Below are 2,613 nucleotides of genomic sequence, written 5' to 3' on the forward strand. Positions count from 1 at the left end.
GGCTGTACGCGGCCCGGCCGTCCGGTATCACCCGCATGTCCCGGATGACCGGCTGCCCGACGGGGCCTGACGGGACGCCACGTCCCGGCCGGGCCGCGTACAGCCGCGCGGCGGCCCCTCACGGCGCCCCGGACACGCGTCGGCGGCCGTGGGCCCGCTCCTCCGGCCCCGGCCGCCCACAGCGCCCCTCACGGCTCCCGCACGCGCGGGAGCCGTGCCGCGGGGCGCCTCACGCCTTCGGCGCCACCTTGCTCAGGCCGTTGATGACGCGGTCCATGGCGTCGCCGCCCGTGGGGTCCGTCAGGTTGGCGAGCAGCTTCAGGGTGAACTTCATCAGCATCGGGTGCGTCAGTCCGCGCTGGGCGGCGATCTGCATGATCTTCGGGTTGCCGATGAGCTTCACGAACGCGCGGCCGAGCGTGTAGTAGCCGCCGTAGGTGTCCTTCAGGACGCGCGGGTAGCGCCTCAGGGCGAGTTCCCGCTGGGCGGGCGTCGCCCGCGCGTGCGCCTGGACGATGACCTCGGCGGCGATCTGCCCGGACTCCATGGCGTAGGCGATGCCCTCGCCGTTGAACGGGTTCACCAGGCCGCCCGCGTCACCGACGAGCAGCAGTCCGCGCGTGTAGTGCGGCTGGCGGTTGAAGGCCATCGGGAGCGCGGCGCCGCGGATCGGGCCGGTCATGTTGTCCGGGGTGTAGCCCCAGTCCTCGGGCATCGACGCGCACCAGGCCTTCAGGACCTCGCGCCAGTCCAGTTCCTTGAAGGAGTCCGAGGTGTTGAGCACGCCGAGGCCGACGTTGCTCGTCCCGTCGCCCATGCCGAAGATCCAGCCGTAGCCGGGCAGCAGCCGGTCCTGCGGGCCGCGCCGGTCCCACAGCTCCAGCCAGGACTCCAGGTAGTCGTCGTCGTGGCGCGGCGAGGTGAAGTACGTGCGCACCGCGACGCCCATCGGGCGGTCCTCGCGGCGGTGCAGGCCCATGGCCAGGGACAGCCGGGTGGAGTTGCCGTCGGCGGCCACCACCAGCGGGGCGTGGAAGGTGACGTCCCGCTTCTCCTCGCCGAGCCTGGCCTTCACGCCGGTGATGCGGCCGGTGCGGTCGTCGATGATCGGCGCGCCCACGTTGCAGCGCTCGTACAGGCGCGCGCCGGCCTTCTGGGCCTGCCGGGCGAGCTGTTCGTCGAAGTCGTCCCGCTTGCGGACCAGGCCGTAGTCGGGGAAGGAGGCGAGTTCCGGCCAGTCGAGCTGGAGGCGGACCCCGCCGCCGATGATGCGCAGGCCCTTGTTGCGCAGCCAGCCCGCCTCCTCGGAGATGTCGATGCCCATCGACACCAGCTGCTTGGTGGCGCGCGGGGTGAGGCCGTCGCCGCAGACCTTCTCCCGCGGGAACGCGGTCTTCTCCAGCAGGAGGACGTCGAGACCGGACCTGGCCAGGTGGTACGCGGTGGCGGAGCCGGCGGGCCCCGCGCCCACGACGATCACGTCGGCGGTGTTGTCGGAGAGGGGCTCGGTCACGGCGGGATCTCCCCCAGTTCGAAATCTGCGTGCCGACCGGCACTGGACACGGGCAGTCTATGCAGGACAATCGATCACCCGGCTGAAGGGCTGTCTCAATGCACCGAGCTCTGCCCGCTGTACGGCTTCGCGTACCCACGCACGAGGACGCCCTCACCTGGCACCGGATCTTCGCCGACCCGGACGTCATGGAGTTCCACGGCGGCAGGGCCGCGGAGCTGTCGGTCTACGAGGAGCTCACCGCCCGCCAGCGGCGGCACGACGCCGAACGCGGCTTCTGCCTGTGGACCGTGGCCGACGACACGGACCGCGTCATCGGCTTCACGGGCGCCCAGCCCTGGGAGCGGGACTGGGGTCCCACGGGCGAGATCGAGATCGGCTGGCGCCTCGGCCGGGAGCACTGGGGCAAGGGGTACGTCACCGCCGCCGCGCACCGGACGCTGGAGCGGGTGCGCGCCACCGGCGTGCGGGACGTGGTCGCGATGGTCGACGCCCGCAACACCCGCTCGGCGGCGGTCGCCCGGCGGCTCGGGATGCGCCTCGCCGAGACGTTCGTGACACCGGCCTCGCGCCGTGAGGGCCACTGCTACCGGCTGACCCTCTGAAAGCGGAGCCGACAACCCCCAGTTCGGTCACTCCATGTGATGGATTGTCACAGTAAGCCACGGAATGCTTCCTTCCGGTGCTCGGCCGTGCCTACGCTGCCGGGACCGCTGGGGGTGACATCCGTGCGTAGACAATCCGGAACGTCCGAGGTGCGCGTTCCGCGCCTGGTCGGCCTGATGGCCGTGGACGCGCGCGAGTCGGCCCGTGCGCGCGGCCTGTCCCTCGAGGCGCCGGACCGGCCGGACTTCCACCTGACCGTCGTCGACTACGTCGTGCGCCAGTACCCGCAGCCCGGCGCCGAGGTGCCGCGGAACTCCGCGGTGCACGTGTGGTTCGACTTCGGGGAGGGGGACGGCGCGGGGGGCGTGCGCGAGCCGCTCGGACCGGCACCTCCCGGCGGCGGCCTCCGGCGGGAGCTGGAGGAACCGGGCGCCCCTCGCCCGGCCGCGCCCCTCGCGGCGACGGCGCTCCTCGGACCGCCCTGACCGGTCAGG

Annotated in this window: 3 protein-coding genes; 2 read left to right on the forward strand and 1 reads right to left on the reverse strand. The window is 72.7% G+C overall.

Translation table 11 applies throughout. The annotated features are described in order from the left end of the window. Positions 1 to 229 precede the first annotated feature (229 nt). The gene (locus tag AOK18_RS27135; RefSeq protein ID WP_055574622.1) at positions 230 to 1,513 is read right to left on the reverse strand and encodes a geranylgeranyl reductase family protein; all 1,284 of its coding nucleotides are present in this window, start codon (positions 1,511 to 1,513) and stop codon (positions 230 to 232) included. A 98-nt stretch (positions 1,514 to 1,611) separates the two neighbouring features. On the opposite strand from AOK18_RS27135, the gene AOK18_RS27140 reads away from it, so the two are divergent. Both AOK18_RS27140 and AOK18_RS27145 read left to right on the forward strand, forming a co-directional pair. Further along, entirely contained in the window at positions 1,612 to 2,118 is a 507-nt protein-coding gene (locus AOK18_RS27140) for a GNAT family N-acetyltransferase (RefSeq protein WP_055574623.1), read from the forward strand. Positions 2,119 to 2,268: 150 nt separating this feature from the next. Continuing rightward, positions 2,269 to 2,604 (forward strand): PASTA domain-containing protein, encoded by a 336-nt coding sequence (locus tag AOK18_RS27145; protein ID WP_055574624.1) that lies wholly within the window; start codon positions 2,269 to 2,271, stop codon positions 2,602 to 2,604. Positions 2,605 to 2,613: the final 9 nt, after the last annotated feature.

Source organism: Streptomyces prasinopilosus (assembly GCF_001419695.1).
GTDB classification, from domain to species: Bacteria; Actinomycetota; Actinomycetes; order Streptomycetales; family Streptomycetaceae; genus Streptomyces; species Streptomyces prasinopilosus.